Source organism: Herbaspirillum robiniae (assembly GCF_002213415.1).
GTDB classification, from domain to species: Bacteria; Pseudomonadota; Gammaproteobacteria; order Burkholderiales; family Burkholderiaceae_D; genus Herbaspirillum; species Herbaspirillum robiniae.
This window is the reverse complement of record NZ_NJGU01000001.1, coordinates 99998-113757: the sequence shown is the minus strand read 5'-3', so window position 1 is coordinate 113757 and position 13760 is coordinate 99998. Positions and strand designations below refer to the sequence as shown.

Genomic DNA, 13760 nt, shown 5'->3' with positions numbered 1-13760 from the left:
ATCTCGGCTGCCCCCCGACTAGGAAACCATCATGATCAAACGCCAATTCCTGAAGACCCTCATCGCCGCCGCCGGCACCGCCGCCGCGCTCTCGCTGTCCCACGGCGCGGCAGCCGCCGAGGCCGCGCCGGCCATCCGCAACGTGGTGCTGGTGCACGGCGCCTACGCCGACGGCTCCTGCTGGACCGACGTCATCGAACGCCTGCAGAAGGCCGGCCTGCATGTGACCGCGGTGCAAAATCCGCTGTCCTCGCTGGCCGACGACGTGGAAGCGACCAAACGCATCCTGGCGCTGCAGGACGGCCCGACCATCCTGGTGGGCCATTCGTGGGCGGGTACGGTAATCAGCGAAGCGGGCACCGACCCCAAGGTGGCAGGCCTGGTGTATGTCGCGGCGCGCGCGCCGGATGCGGGTGAAGATTACGGTGCGCTGGCCGCCAGGTTCCCGACGCCGCCGGCATCGGCCGGACTGGTCAAGGCCAACGGCTTCGCCCAGCTGAGCGAGCAGGCCTTCGTGCGCGACTTCGCCGGCGACGTCGATCCGGTCAAGGCCCGTGCCCTGTCGGCGGTGCAGGGCCGCATCTCGGACACCCTGTTCGCCTCGCGCATCACCCAGGCCGCATGGCGCAGCAAGCCGACCTGGTACGCGGTGTCGACCAACGACCGCACCACGTCGCCGGAGCTGGAGCGATTCCTGGCCGCGCGCATGAAGGCCAAGACCATCGAAGTGGCGTCTTCGCACGTGTCCATGCTGTCGCACCCGGACGAGATCGCCGGCCTGATCCTGGAAGCGGCCAACAACGCGCCCGCGAAGTAAGGCTTACACCACCACCTCGCGCTGCCGGCGGCGCTGGGCCAGTTCGGCCAGCCGCCGCAGCGCATTGACCAGCTCGAAGCGGCTGCGCGAGCGGCCCAGCGAGATGCGGATATGCGCCGGCGCGCCCGGGGTGTCTCCGGTCGCCGTGCGGAAGGCCTCGTGCGACACCACATTAAGCCCCTCGGCGCGCGCCTTCTGCACGAAGTCGGCGCCGCGCCAGTGCGCCGGCAGCGCCTTCCAGATGTGGATGCCGCCGGACTGCGCCAGGCCGGCGTCGCCCAGCGTGCGATGCGCCAGCTCCTGGCGCGCCCAGGCCTCGGTGCGGATGCCTTCCAGCAAGGAGGCGGCGGTGCCGTCGTGTATCCATTGCGTGGTCAACGACGTCATCAGCGGCGTGGACATCAGCACGAAAGAACGCAGCGCGCCCAGCACTTCGTCCTGCGGCATGCCCTCGGGCGTGACCACATAGGCGGTGCGCAGGCCGGGCAACAGGCACTTCGACAGCGTCGACACGTAGAACACATGGCGCGGCGCATAGTGCGCCAAAGGTTTCGGGGCGTTCGGGCTGAACAGCCAGTACGGGTCGTCCTCGATGAGGCGCAGGTCCAGCTTCTCGGCCATCGAAGCGATCTCGATGCGCCGCGCCGCGGGCATGGTGTGGGTGGTTGGATTTTGCAGCGTGGGATTCAGGTAGACCAGCCGCGCCCGGTGCCGGCGCGCCAGCGTCTCCAGCAAGTCCGGCCGCATGCCGTCGCCGTCGATGTCGACCGCCACCACGTGCCGCCCCAGTTGCGCGGCCGCCGTCAGCAGTCCCGGATACGTCAGCGGCTCGGCCAGGATCGCCTCGCCCGGCTGCGTCTGCGACAGGATCAGCGCCGCCAGCGCCGACTGCGCGCCCGAACAGGCCAGCACCCTCTCCTCATCCAGCGCGCCCAGCATGGCGTGCAGCCACATCGCGCCGGCCGCGCGGTCGGCGCTGCTGCCGCCGCCCAGGTGATAGGTCATCAGCAGGTCGACATCGCTGTGCATCAGCACCTGCGACACCCCCTGGCGCAGCACGTCGTCGAGGTCGATGCCGGCCGGCGGCGGAGGTATGTTCATCGACAGGTCGATCACCTGCGTCAGGTCCACGCGCGGCGCGGCGATGAAGGTGCCGGCGGCGCCCCGCGCCTCCAGCAGGTTGCGGCGGCGCGCTTCGGTGTAGGCGCGCGTCACCGTGGTCAGGTCCACGCCCAGCCGCTCGGCCAGCAGGCGTTGCGGCGGCAGGCGGTCGCCCGGTTTCAGCAGCTCCTCGGAGATCGCCTGTTCCATGAAGCCGACAATCTGCAGGTAGCGCGGCCCGCCGTCGGCGGTGAATTCGCTGACCCATTCCAATGCGATGCTGCCTCGTCCCATGCTGGTATTCCGATGCGGTGTTGATGGCGTATGTAGGGGTTTTGTCTGGATTGTTGCGCTGTATTCCAGATGTTAGTATGGATTTTACAAAAATACAAATCCATACATCGCCGACCGCATCCAGACGCACGAACAAGGAGAATCACATGGCCAACTTCCTGTTGGTTCACGACACCTGGCAAGGCAAATGGGTGTGGCCCGCCGTCAGCGCGGAGCTGAACATGCGCGGGCACGAGGTCCATACAATGGACCTGCCCGGCAGCGGCGCCGACACCACGCCGCTGGGCGAGGTCACGCTGCCGATGTACGCCGACGCCATCCTGCGCGCGATCAGGGCGATCGGCAAACGGGTCACGCTGGTGGGCCACGGCATGGGCGGCATCGCCGTCACCGCGGCGGCCGAAAAGGCGGCGGACAGCCTGGCGCGCATCATCTACATGTGCGCCTTCGTGCCCGGCAACGGCGACGCGCTGAGCTCGCTGTCGGACCTGGCGCCGCCGCGCCGGATGTCGCCGGTGGAGGCAGACGGCGACAGCGTCGCCGCCAGCACCCGGCCGTCCTCGCGCGTGGACACCTTCATGCACGACGCGCCGCACGCGGTCGCCGCCTGGGCCGCGCCGCAGTTCCAGGCGCAGGCCATCGCCCCCATCGTGACCCCGGTCGAGCTGACCGAGGAGCGTTACGGCAAGGTGCCCAAGAGCTACATCGTCTGCACCCGCGACCGCGCCATCGACCCGGTGCTGCAACGGGTGATGGCGGCGCGCTCGGGCTGCGCGCGCATCAAGGAGCTCGACAGCAGCCACTCGCCCTTCCTCTCGCGCCCGACCGAGACGGCCGAGATGCTGCACCGTCTGGTGACCGAGGTCTGAGCCCCCGGGGCTGGTCTCAGGCCTGGCTTGCCCAGGCGATGGCGTCCTCGCCGGCCGGAATACGCATCGGCGAGGCCGGGTCGGTGGCGGCGCGCCAGACGGCCTCGGCCACGTCCCTGGCGTAGGTCACCTGCGAATCGTCCTGGAAGTTTTCGAACACGGCCGCCGCGATGGCGCCATAGGCTTCCGGCAGGTTGCCGTCCATGCGCGAGCGCGCGTTCTCGGCGAATTTCGTGCTGGGCGACCGGCCCGGCAGCACCAGCCGCACCTGCACGCCGAACGGTTCCAGTTCCAGCGCCAGCGACTCGGTGAACCCGTTCACCGCGGTCTTGCTGCCGGTATAGACCGCCAGCAGCGGCAGCGACTTCAGCGTCACGCTGGAGGTCACGTTGACCACCACGCCCGACTTGCGCTCGCGCATCTGCGGCAGCACCGCCTGCGTCATGGCGATGGTGCCCAGGGTATTGGTCTCGAAGATCTCGCGCACCTTGTCCATGGTGATGGCCTCCACCGCGCCCAGCAGGCCGACGCCGGCATTGTTGACCAGCACGTCGACCTGGCCGGCGGCCGCGACGGCGGCGCGGATGCTGGCCTCGTCGCCGACGTCCAGCGCCAGGATGCGCAGGTTCGGCGAGGCCGGCAGCAGGTCGTTGCGCGGCGTGCGCATGGTGGCGATGACGTTCCAGTCGCGCTGGAGAAAGTAGCGGGCGATTTCCAGGCCAAAGCCGGACGAACAGCCGGTGATCAGAATGGTTTTCATGCGGGGGCTCCTTGATGGGTTGGCGCTGCGGTCGACATGAGCGCAGGCACAGAGACGCCAGCATAGGATCCATCGGCAGGACTTGCTACAATAAAAAGTCCAATTTCCTTTTGTAATAGTCCAATCATGCTCGACGCAGTCGATCCGCTGGCCGAATTCGTCACGCTGCTGCGGCCCGCCGCGCGCTTTTCCAAGACCGTGTCCGGCGCCGGGCCCTGGCGGGTGAGACGCACCGATCCGGGCCAGTCCTTCTACGGCGCCATCCTTGAAGGCGCCTGCCGCGTGCTGCTGGACGACGAGCGGGAAATCGTCCTGCACGCCGGCGACTTCGTGCTGGCGCCGTCGATGCAGGGTTTCGCCATGGCCAGCCTGCAAGCCTCGGACGGCCCCGAGTTCAGCGACGACAACCCGCCCCTGCAATTGCTGAACGGCGAATTTCGCCTGGGCTGGCCCGATGCCGAGCCCGAGGCGCGCTTCCTGGTCGGGCATTGCGTCTTCGATTCGCCCGATTCGGCGCTGCTGGTGTCGCTGCTGCCGCGGCTGGTGATCGTGCGCGGCGAGCAGCGGCTGGCCACGCTGGTGCGGCTGGTGGGAGACGAGTCCCGCGCCCAGCGCCCGGCGCGCGAGGTGGTGCTGGCGCGCTTGCTGGAGGTGTTGCTGATCGAGGCCCTGCGCTCGGGCGCCGATGCCGGCGGCGCCGCCTCGCCGGGCCTGCTGCGCGGCCTGGCCGACCCGCGCCTGGCGCTGGCGATCAGGCGCATGCACGAGAGCCCGGCCGAAGCCTGGAACGTGGCGCGGCTGGCCAAGGAAGCGGCATTGTCGCGCTCGGCCTTCTTCGAGCGCTTCCGTCGGGAGGTCGGCGTGGCGCCGATGGAATACCTGCTGGCCTGGCGCATGGCGCTGGCCAAGAACCTGCTGCTGCGCGGCGAAACCGGCGTGGCCGAGGTGGCGCAGCAGGTCGGCTACAGCTCGGCCAGCACCTTCAGCGTGGCCTTCGGCCGGCACGTGGGCGTGCCGCCGTCGCGCTATGTGCAGGAGCAGCTGCAAGCCTCCTGACGGCGCCCTACACCACCGCCGGCTTCACCGGCGGCGATTCTCTCAAGGTATCCCGAATCATTTCCAGCGCATGCTGGATGTCGTCGCGTCCGGCGATGCCGCCGATGCATACGCGCACCGCCTCCGGCGGCTGGTTGGAGACGGCGAAGGCGTCGCTGGCCGATGGGCTGGGGCGGGCTTGAACGGCGCCCGGCTTGCCGCCCTTGCCGCAAGGACGGCGCCGCCCGCTCAGCCCGCCTTGAACCCGACCCGCTCCATCGTGCCGATGTGCATGCTCAGCAGTTGCAGCGCGCGCTCGGTCTTCTTCTCCTTCAGGGCGTCGATGATCAACATGTGGTCGTGGTCGGAGCGCGGCTGCCACCCGCGTTTCATGCCGGTCGAGAACAGGTAGCGCGAGTTGGTCAGCTGCAGCTGGCGCAGCACCGCCAGCAGGCGCGGCATGCCGCACTCGCTGGAGAGGATGTCGTGGAACAGGTTGTTGGCCGCGTCCCACTCCACCAGCGAGGCCGCCTGCGAACAGGCCTCGTGCGCCTCCTGCAGGCGATCGATGTGCAGCGACGAGAAGCGCGGCGCGCCGTGCTTGAGCGCCAGCAGCTCCAGCGAGGCGCGCATCACCACGTTTTCCTTGATGACCACCGGGTCGAGCTCGGTCACGCGCACGCCGCGACGGGGCAAGGCGATCGCCAGCCCCTGCGCCTCCAGCTGGCGGAATGCTTCCCTCACCGGTACGTGGCTGGACTGGAATTCCTCGGCGATATGGTCCTGCCGAAGCGCCGCGCCGCCGGCGATTTCGCCGCGCACGATGCGGGTTCGCAAGGCGTCGGCGATACGCTCGACGATGGTTGCCGGGGCTGTTTTTGCCTCGCTCATTTTATAGATAATCTATGAAAAAACTTATTGTTTGATGAAAAAGCACGAAGATAGAATCCGCCGAAGCAGAATTTTAAGCTTTTCAAACCTTGCTTTGGATTTTATCTATGAGCCTGAGCGATATCGCCCACACCGGCCGCAAGGCCGCTTCGTCCACCGCTTCGTCCACCATTAATGCCGCCGACGCCGCCAACGCCCCCGGCCCGTGGAACACCGATGGCGTCGAACGCCTGTTCGAACTGCCCTTCCCCGAACTGCTGTACCGCGCGCAGACCGTCCATCGCGCGCACCACGCGCCCGACGAAGTGCAGCTCTCCAGCCTGCTGTCGATCAAGACCGGCGGCTGCCCCGAGGATTGCGGCTACTGCTCGCAATCCTCGCGTCATCGCGAGGCCGGCGTGCCGGCCGGCAAGCTGATGCAGGCGCAGGCCGTGATCGAGGCGGCGCGCGCCGCCAAGGCGCAAGGCGCGACGCGCTTTTGCATGGGCGCGGCATGGCGCAATCCCAAGGACCGCGACATGGACGGCCTCACCACCATGGTCAGGGAAGTGCGCGCGCTGGGCATGGAAACCTGCATGACGCTGGGCATGCTGGAAGACCACCAGGCCCAGGCGCTGAAAGAGGCCGGGCTGGATTTCTACAACCACAACCTCGATACCGCGCCCGACTTCTACGGCCAGGTCATCACCACCCGCACCTACCAGGACCGGCTCGACACCATCCGCAAGGTGCAGGATGCCGGGCTCAACGTCTGCTGCGGCGGCATCATCGGCATGGGCGAAAGCCGCCGCCAGCGCGCCGGGCTGATCGCGCGGCTGGCCAACCTGGCGCCGCAGCCGGAGTCGGTGCCGATCAACCACCTGGTGCCGATCAAGGGCACGCCGCTGGAAGACGCGCCGGCGCTGGACGAGTTCGAGTTCGTGCGCACCGTGGCAGCCGCGCGCATCGCGCTGCCGCGCTCGGTGATCCGGCTCTCGGCCGGACGCGAAAGCATGGGCGACGCCACCCAGGCGCTGTGCTTCGCCGCCGGCGCCAACTCCATCTTCCTCGGCAGCAAGCTGCTGACCACGCCCAACGCCCCGGTTTCGTCGGACCTCGACCTGCTGGCGCGACTGGGCATGCGCGCCGCGGCCGCCAGCCGTGAAGCGTGACATGCCACCGGCCATGCAGGCCGTGCAGATTGGCCATGCCACGCAGGGCCCCGTGTGGAGCGAGCAATACTGCGGCGGCGCATGGCTGCTGAGCGGTTATGACGAGGTCGCTGCCGCGCTGCGCGATCCTCGCTTTTCGGTCAGGCGGGCGGCGCGCTGGATCAACAGCGGACTGGGGCCCGACGGCAGCGCGCCGACGCCTGCGCAGTTGCAGTTCAAGCGCGTGTTCGCGCGTTCGCTGCTGTTCGTCGACGGTCGCGGCCATCGCCGGCTGCGCGATGTGATCCTGCCGGGTTTCAAGCCGGCCGGGCTGCAGCGGCAAGCCCCGGCCATCGCCGCAATCGCACAGCGCCTGCTGGCCGGCATCGATGCCGACGGCGCCGGCGAATTCGATTTCGTCGCGGCCTTCGCCCTCCCCTTGCCCGCGCTGGTGATCGCCAACCTGCTTGGCATTGCGCATGAGGTTCCTGAAGAGTTCATCGGCTGGGCGGCGGATCTGGCCGCCTTCATCGGCAGCCCCACGCCGCAGATGCGCCAGACGCTGGCCGCGCAGCAGGCGCTGGCCGACATGTGCGCGTTCTTCACGCGAACGCTTGCCGACACCGACGCCATCGGTGGCGACAGCTTGCTGGCCTGGATCGCCCAGGCGCGGCAGGAACATCGCCTCACCGCCATCGAGGCGCTGGCGCAGTGCTGCACCCTGCTCTTCGCCGGCTACGAAACCACCCGCAACCTCCTGGGCAACGGCCTGCTGGCGCTGCTGCGGCATCCCGAGCAGTGGGCGCTGCTGCAGGCCTCGCCGCAACTGCTGCGCGGCGCCGTGCGCGAGATGCTGCGCTATGACAGCCCGGTGCAATACACCGGCAGGCGGCTGGTGGCCGACGTCGAGCTCGGCGGCAGGCTGCTTAAACGGGGCGAGCTTGCCATCCTGCATATCGGCGCGGCCAACCATGACGCCCGCCGGTTCGCGCAGCCGGAGCGCTTCGACATCCGGCGCGACGAGGGCAATCACCTGTCCTTCGGCCACGGCCCGCATGTCTGCCTGGGCGCGGCGCTCACGCAACTGGAGGCGGAGATCGCCTTCACTGCGCTGATGCGCGCCATGCCCGACATCCGCCTCGCCGCCGGCGCGCCGGCCTGGCAGGAAACCTCCGCCTATCGCGCGCTGGAGCGCCTGCCCGTTACAAGGAAACCTCTTCATGCATGACTTCTCGCAAGACCTGGCCGAACTCGCGGCGCACAGCCTCAGGCGCACCCGGCGCGTGGTGGACGGCGCGCAAGGGCCAATGCTGGACGCCGACGGCGCGCCCTGCCTGGCGTTTTGCAGCAACGACTACCTCGGCCTGGCCAATCACCCGGAGATCGCCGCGGCCGCAATGGCCGCCGCCGGCGAATATGGCGTGGGCGCCGGCGCGTCGGCGCTGATCTCCGGCCACAGCCGCGCGCATGAGCAGCTGGAGCAGGAGCTGGCCGCCTTCACCGGCATGCCGCGCGCGTTGTATTTTTCCAATGGCTACATGGCCAACATCGGCATCATCGGCGCGCTGGTCGGCGCCGGCGACGCGGTGTTCGTGGACCGCCTCTGCCACGCTTCGCTGATCGACGGCGTGCGCTTGTCCGGCGCCGGCTTGCGCGTGTTTGCGCATAACGACACGGCGCGGCTGGAGCAGGTGCTGGCGCGCAGCAAGGCGCCGCGCAAGCTGGTGGTGACCGACGCCGTCTTCAGCATGGACGGCGACCTGGCGCCGCTGGCCGAACTGGCGGCGATCTGCGCGCGCCACGACGCCTGGCTGCTGGCCGACGACGCCCACGGCCTGGGCGTGCTCGGCCCCGAGGGCCGCGGCAGCCTGGCGCATGCCGGCGTGAATGCGCCGCATGTGATCTGCATGGGTACGCTGGGCAAGGCGGCCGGCGTGGCCGGCGCCTTCGCCGCCGGTGACGCCACGCTGATCGAATGGATCATGCAGCGCGCCCGCACCTACATGTTCACCACCGCCAACCCTCCGCTATTGGCGGCGGCCACCTCGGCCAGCCTGAGGATCATCGCGCGCGACCAGTGGCGGCGCACGCATCTGGGCGAACTGGCCGGCCTGCTCAGGCAGGGCCTCGTCGGCCTGCCATGGACGCTGCTGCCCTCGCCGAGCGCCATCCAGCCGCTGATCGTGGGCGGCAATGCCGACGCCCGCGCGCTGGCGCAACGCCTGCGCGAACTGGGAATATGGGCGCCGGCCATTTGCCCGCCGACGGTGCCCAAGGGCAGCGCGCGGCTGCGCATCAGCCTGAGCGCGCTGCATACGCGGGAGCATGTTGCGCAGCTGATCGGCGCGCTGCGGCGGATCGCCGGAGAAATGCCGCGCCTGGCGACCGGAGCGACGCAATGACCGCGCCGCTGCCGCAAGATATGGCCTCCCGCAGCCTGCGCAGCGTCTGGCACCCGTGCACGCAGATGCGCCGGCACGAGAGCGTGCCGCCGATCGCCGTCACGCACGGCCACGGCGCGTGGCTGCACGACGCCGACGGACGGCGCTACCTGGATGCGATCAGTTCGTGGTGGGTCAATCTGTTCGGGCACACCAACGCCCGCATCAACGGCGCGCTGGTGGACCAATTGGGCAAGCTGGAGCATGCGATGCTGGCCGGCTTCACGCACGAGCCGGTGGTGGCGCTGTCGGAGAAATTGTCGGCCCTGACCGGCCACGCGCTCGGACGCTGCTTTTACGCCTCGGACGGCGCATCGGCGGTGGAGATCGCGCTGAAGATGAGCGCGCACGCCTGGCGCAATGCCGGCCATGCCGGCAAGACCGAATTCATCTGCGTGGCCGGCGGCTACCACGGCGAGACGCTGGGCGCGCTGGGCGTGACCGATACGTCGTTGTTCCGTGCGCCCTACGAAGCGATGCTGCGCCCGGCCCATATCGCCGCCTCGCCCGACGCCCGCCTGGCGCAACCGGGCGAAAGCGCCGTCGACGTGGCCGCCCGCGCGCTGGCCGATGTGGAGCAACTGCTGCAGCGCCATCGCGGGCGCATCGCCGCCGTGATCGTCGAGCCGCTGGTCCAGTGCGCCAGCGGCATGGCCATGCACGATGTCGCCTATGTCGCCGGCCTGCGCAGGCTGTGCGACGCCTACGGCGCGCACCTGATCGCCGACGAGATCGCCGTGGGCTGCGGGCGCAGCGGCAGCTTCTTCGCCTGCGAACAGGCCGGCATCTGGCCCGACCTGCTGTGCCTGTCCAAGGGCATCAGCGGCGGCTACCTGCCGCTCTCGCTGGTGATGGCGCAGGAGCACATCTACCAGGCGTTCTACGATGACGATGTGCGCCGCGGCTTCCTGCATTCGCATTCCTACACCGGCAATCCGCTGGCCTGCCGCGCGGCGCTGGAGACGCTGGCGATCTTCGAGGACGAGCAGGTGCTGGAACGCAACCGCCGCTTCGCCCAGACGATGGACGCCGCGCTGCTGCCGCTGGCGCAGGACGCGCGCATCGCGCATTACCGTCGCACCGGCATGATCTGGGCCTGCGACGCGATCCTGCCCGATCCCGCCGTCGCCGCGACCTTTGCGCGCCGCTTCGCACAGCAGGCGGCACAGAACGAACTGCTGCTGCGCCCCATCGGCAATACGATCTACCTGATGCCGCCCTACATCCTTGATGATGAGCAGGCGCAATGGCTGGCCCGGCAGGCATATGCAACGTTCGAGGCGGTGATGCGATGAAGACGCCGCAAACCAGGCAGGCGCGCGGCCTGTTCGTGACCGGCACCGATACCGGCGTGGGCAAGACCCTGGTGGCGTCGGCGCTGCTGCGGCTGCATGCCGCGCACGGCCTGCCGGCGGCGGGAATGAAACCGGTGGCCTCCGGCGCCTTCCATGACGGCGCCCGCTGGCGCAACGAGGATGCCGACGCCTTGCACGCGGCATCGGATGTGGCGTTGCCGGCGCGACTGGCCAATCCCTATCTGCTCAAGCGCGCCACCGCTCCGCACATCGCGGCGGCGGAAGAAGGCGTGGTCATCGACATCGATCATCTCGAGCGTTGCTACCGCGAGATCGCCGGGATCGCCCCGGCGGTGGTGGTGGAAGGCGCCGGCGGGTTCGTCGTGCCGCTGGACGCCAAGCACAACAGCGACGAGCTGGCGGCGCGGCTGGGCTTGCCGGTGGTGCTGGTGGTGGGAATAAGGCTGGGCTGCATCAACCACGCCTTGTTGACCTGCCAGGCGATTGCGGCCAGGTCGCTGCCGCTGGCGGGCTGGGTGGCCAATTGCATCGATCCGCACGAGCCCTATGCGCAGGCCATGACGGACAGTCTCGCGCAACGCATCGGTGCGCCCCTGCTGGGCGGGTTGCCATGGGATCCGGCGCTGGATGCCGAGCGCGCGTCGCAGCTGCTGGACGCTGCCGCGCTGGGCCTCCCGCAGCGCCCTACTTGACGGCCTTGTCGCGCGGCTGCTCGGCGACCGGCATGTCGGCCGCGCCGCCGCTCAGGCTGCGGTAGGTGGCCAGGCCCAGCTCGGCAATCGAGTTCGACAGGTCCACCAGCTCGGCGACCGCGTCTTCCGAATAGATCGCATCGACCACGTTGGCGTCCAGCCAGTGGCGGATGCGGCGCTCGCCCGAGAACACGAAGTCGCTCAGTTGCGACCAGTGGCTGCGGATGATCGAGGCCTCGTCGCCGGCGCGGCCGGCCAGCACGCCGTCGACCTGGGCCACCAGCTGGCGCACGGTCTTGCCGCTGCCGTCCTGCATGAAGCGCGCGATCTCGTCGTCGGTGGCGCAGTACCACAGCCACAGCGCGTTGAAGGCGGTTTCGATCTGGTGCCGGATCAGCGCAAAGGCGGCGGCGTGCACCGGCATGTCGTTCCTGAACAGGATGATGATGGCGCTGTGGTGCTGCTGGGCCACCGTCAGGCAGCCGATCGCGGCGCAGGCGCGCTCGTCTTCCGGCAGCGGCTGGCCGTTGAATTCGGAAGAGATGCGGTAGGCCAGCGACTCCGCCCTGGCCAGCATGTGTTCCAGTTCCATGAAGATCCTTCCCAAATGGTTGGGCCCGGCGGCTGGTGCTGCGGCGTGTGGTTCAGCTTACGCCGGTGGCGCCGTCGAGGACGATGCGTATCTTGCGCGCCAGCTCATCGTGGCGGTAAGGCTTGCCGATGACGGGGAATTCTCCCGCGGCGTCATGGCGTTCTATCGATTCGCTGGCGTAGCCGGTGGTCAGCAGCACCTTGATCGCGGGCGCCGCGCGCATCGCCTCGCGGGCCAGCAGCACGCCGTTCATGTTGCCCGGCATGATGAGGTCGGTAAACAGCAGGTCCACGCGTTTGCCGCTCCTGATCAGCTGCAGAGCTTCGGCCGGCGAATTGACCATGCTGACCCGATAGCCCAGGCTTTCCAGCATCGCCTGGGCCAGCTCCGCAACTTCAATTCTATCGTCCACCACCAGAATGTGCTCGTGGCCACCCTGATCCGGCGTATGGCTCTCGTACTCGAACGGGCCGCCGACCTCGTCCTGCGTCGACGGGAAATACATGCGCACGGTAGTGCCGCCGCCCTCCTCGGACGTGATCCTGACCGCGCCGCCGGACTGCTTCACGAAGCCGTACACCATCGACAGTCCCAGCCCCGTGCCCTTGCCTTCGTCCTTGGTGGTGAAGAAAGGATCCATCACGCGCGGCAGGATGTTGGCGGGGATGCCCGGCCCGTCGTCGACGATGGCGATGGAGACATAATTGCCCGGCTTCAGGCCCAGCTCCAGCGCCGGCTCGCCGGCGGCCAGCGATTCGTTGGTGGTGTCGATGCGCAGGCTGCCCTTTCCGCTCATGGCGTCGCGCGCGTTGATCAGCACGTTGAGCAGCGCGACTTCCATCTGGGTGGGATCGAGCCGCGAGTTCCACAGGTCCGGCGCCAGGTTGGTCTGCACGTCGATCTCGCCGCCCAGCGTGCGGCGCACGAGGTCGGTAAAGCCCTCGGTCAGCGAGTTGAGGTTGATGGTGCGCCCTTCCAGGCGCTGCTTGCGCGCGAAGGCCAGCAGCTGTTGCGTCAGCATCGCGGCCTTGTTGGAGGCGCTGCGGATGCTGTCGGCGCTGCGCGCGATGCGCGACAGGTCCGGGTCGTCGCTGCGCAGCGTCAGGCCGATGATGTCGAGATAGCCGCTGATGACCTGCAGCAGGTTGTTGAAGTCGTGGGCGATGCCGCCGGTCAGCTGGCCCAGCGCCTCCATCTTGCGCGCCTGGCCCAGCGCCTGCTCGGCGTCGCGGCGGCGGCTGATGTCCAGCTGCGAGCTGAAGTAATAGGCCAGTTCGCCGTGCTTGTTGTAGACCGGCGAGATGAACAGCGCATTCCAGAACGACGAGCCGTTCTTGCGGTAGTTGAGGATCTCGGTGGCGATCTCCTTGCGCTGCTCGATGGCGCGGCGGATCTGCGCCACCGCGGCACGGTCGGTCTCCGGCCCCTGCAGGAAGCGGCAGTTCTTGCCGATCACGTCCTCGCGGGTGTAGCCGGTCATGTTGATGAAGGCGTTGTTGACGAAGACGATGGGATTGTCGGGGCGGCGCGGGTCGGACACGATCATGGGCATGCGCGTCATCTCGACGGCGGCGAAGAAGATGTCGTTGGCGTCGTCGCCCACGGAAACGTGGCTGCGCGGTTCGTCGCCGCGCTCGTTGAATTCCGCGGCGGACAGGCGGTATGGATTGTCGTTGTCGTTACTCTGCATCGGTTGGGTCTCCCTGGTCGATGCGGCGGCGTCATCTCCGTGGCGTCGGCCGATGCCGCTGCCGCCGATTCAATGGAACAGGAAAAGCCCGATCCGCCCGCGCTTGCGCGCAGGTCAGATGAGCTTGTTACA

13 protein-coding genes are annotated in these 13760 nt (G+C 68.6%); 8 read left to right on the top strand and 5 right to left on the bottom strand.

Going from position 1 to position 13760, the window contains the following annotated elements:
- Nucleotides 1-31 precede the first annotated feature (31 nt).
- Entirely contained in the window at nucleotides 32-817 is a 786-nt protein-coding gene (locus CEJ42_RS00450; RefSeq protein WP_088749731.1) for an alpha/beta fold hydrolase, read from the top strand.
- A 3-nt stretch (nucleotides 818-820) separates the two neighbouring features.
- On the opposite strand, the gene CEJ42_RS00445 is transcribed toward CEJ42_RS00450, so the two are convergent.
- Nucleotides 821-2212 carry an aminotransferase-like domain-containing protein gene (locus tag CEJ42_RS00445; protein ID WP_088749730.1) on the bottom strand — a complete coding sequence of 464 codons (1392 nt, stop codon included), beginning with the start codon at nucleotides 2210-2212 and terminating at the stop codon, nucleotides 821-823.
- A gap of 146 nt (nucleotides 2213-2358) precedes the next feature.
- Between CEJ42_RS00445 and CEJ42_RS00440 the strand changes: the two genes are divergently transcribed.
- Complete coding sequence (locus tag CEJ42_RS00440) at nucleotides 2359-3081, top strand: alpha/beta fold hydrolase (protein ID WP_088749729.1); 723 nt, start codon at nucleotides 2359-2361, stop codon at nucleotides 3079-3081.
- Nucleotides 3082-3097: 16 nt separating this feature from the next.
- Here the strand turns inward: CEJ42_RS00440 and CEJ42_RS00435 are convergent, their stop codons facing one another.
- Nucleotides 3098-3841 (bottom strand): SDR family oxidoreductase, encoded by a 744-nt coding sequence (locus CEJ42_RS00435; protein WP_088749728.1) that lies wholly within the window; start codon nucleotides 3839-3841, stop codon nucleotides 3098-3100.
- Between the two features lie 126 nt (nucleotides 3842-3967).
- Between CEJ42_RS00435 and CEJ42_RS00430 the strand changes: the two genes are divergently transcribed.
- On the top strand, nucleotides 3968-4897 hold the full coding sequence (locus CEJ42_RS00430) for an AraC family transcriptional regulator (RefSeq protein WP_088749727.1): 930 nt from the start codon (nucleotides 3968-3970) through the stop codon (nucleotides 4895-4897).
- 228 nt (nucleotides 4898-5125) lie between these two features.
- On the opposite strand, the gene CEJ42_RS00425 is transcribed toward CEJ42_RS00430, so the two are convergent.
- Entirely contained in the window at nucleotides 5126-5767 is a 642-nt protein-coding gene (locus CEJ42_RS00425) for a GntR family transcriptional regulator (protein ID WP_088749726.1), read from the bottom strand.
- Nucleotides 5768-5874: 107 nt separating this feature from the next.
- Here CEJ42_RS00425 and bioB point away from each other — a divergent pair, with 107 nt between their 5' ends.
- The 5 genes from bioB to bioD are packed head-to-tail and all read left to right on the top strand — an operon-like array spanning nucleotide 5875 to nucleotide 11346.
- Nucleotides 5875-6918, top strand: a complete 1044-nt coding sequence (gene bioB / locus CEJ42_RS00420; protein WP_088749725.1) for a biotin synthase BioB — start codon at nucleotides 5875-5877, stop codon at nucleotides 6916-6918.
- Between the two features lies 1 nt (nucleotide 6919).
- Nucleotides 6920-8125, top strand: a complete 1206-nt coding sequence (locus CEJ42_RS00415; RefSeq protein WP_243397745.1) for a cytochrome P450 — start codon at nucleotides 6920-6922, stop codon at nucleotides 8123-8125.
- Entirely contained in the window at nucleotides 8118-9299 is a 1182-nt protein-coding gene (gene bioF / locus CEJ42_RS00410; protein WP_088749724.1) for an 8-amino-7-oxononanoate synthase, read from the top strand. Before CEJ42_RS00415 ends, bioF begins: the two co-directional genes overlap by 8 nt.
- The gene (gene bioA / locus CEJ42_RS00405) at nucleotides 9296-10633 is read left to right on the top strand and encodes an adenosylmethionine--8-amino-7-oxononanoate transaminase (protein WP_088749723.1); all 1338 of its coding nucleotides are present in this window, start codon (nucleotides 9296-9298) and stop codon (nucleotides 10631-10633) included. Before bioF ends, bioA begins: the two co-directional genes overlap by 4 nt.
- Nucleotides 10630-11346, top strand: coding sequence for a dethiobiotin synthase (gene bioD / locus CEJ42_RS00400; protein WP_088749722.1), 717 nt, complete (start codon nucleotides 10630-10632; stop codon nucleotides 11344-11346). The genes bioA and bioD overlap by 4 nt, the downstream gene beginning before the upstream one ends.
- Here bioD and CEJ42_RS00395 read toward each other — a convergent pair.
- Together CEJ42_RS00395 and CEJ42_RS00390 are read right to left on the bottom strand one after the other, a co-directional pair.
- The gene (locus CEJ42_RS00395; RefSeq protein WP_079214908.1) at nucleotides 11339-11938 is read right to left on the bottom strand and encodes a DUF6988 family protein; all 600 of its coding nucleotides are present in this window, start codon (nucleotides 11936-11938) and stop codon (nucleotides 11339-11341) included. The genes bioD and CEJ42_RS00395 overlap by 8 nt on opposite strands.
- Before the next feature lie 52 nt (nucleotides 11939-11990).
- Nucleotides 11991-13628: a histidine kinase famiy protein gene (locus CEJ42_RS00390; RefSeq protein WP_088749721.1), complete on the bottom strand. Its 1638-nt coding sequence runs from the start codon at nucleotides 13626-13628 to the stop codon at nucleotides 11991-11993.
- Nucleotides 13629-13760 lie beyond the last annotated feature (132 nt).